This window comes from Chryseobacterium phosphatilyticum, assembly GCF_002899825.2.
In the GTDB taxonomy this organism is placed as follows: Bacteria; Bacteroidota; Bacteroidia; order Flavobacteriales; family Weeksellaceae; genus Chryseobacterium; species Chryseobacterium phosphatilyticum.
Map to the genome: position 1 here is coordinate 1 of NZ_PPED02000066.1, position 500 is coordinate 500.

The following is a 500-nucleotide window of genomic DNA, read 5'->3' on the forward strand; positions in this document are numbered from 1 at the left end:
GCGAACTGTTCCAGCCAAGCCTGGATCGTCGGTGTCGAGACACCGAGCAGCTTGGCGGTGCGGTTCATCGACAAGCCGCTGACATACAGCAGGACCGCGGTGGCCTTCATGGCCAGCGGCTTGCCGCGGGCGGGCGTGTCGGTGAAGTTCAGGCCACAGGCCTTGCACCGATACCGCTGCTTGGAGCGCATCAGCCCATTTTTGACGTGCTCCTCACTGCCACAACGCTTGCACTGCAGACCCATGACCCACCTCCCGCCGAATGCGCTCGGCGAGGAAGATAGGTCATCTATGCAGCCCTAAAACCCTCCCCGTCCGCCTGAACCGACTCTTGGTCGCGGCGATACTCCGTCACCTGAAAACCAAGCGGATTTTCAAAGCGGTATTCATTCCGCATGGGAGCACCGCTGTACTGAAAGCGGACAACAGAAAGCCAGTTTTCCTTTTTGACGTTGGAGTTAGAACGCTCTTCCGTTGCGAAGCGCACCAAGGCGGTTTTC

2 protein-coding genes are annotated in these 500 nt (G+C 59.0%); both read right to left on the bottom strand.

All coding sequences use genetic code 11. The features are described from left to right. Positions 1-245, bottom strand: a 245-nt coding sequence (locus tag C1631_RS25430) for an IS1/IS1595 family N-terminal zinc-binding domain-containing protein (RefSeq protein ID WP_133248970.1), incomplete at its 3' end; no start/stop codon positions are given. Between the two features lie 44 nt (positions 246-289). Beyond that, positions 290-500 (bottom strand): VirB8 family type IV secretion system protein (locus C1631_RS25435; RefSeq protein ID WP_133248971.1); only part of this gene is annotated, 211 nt, incomplete at its 5' end.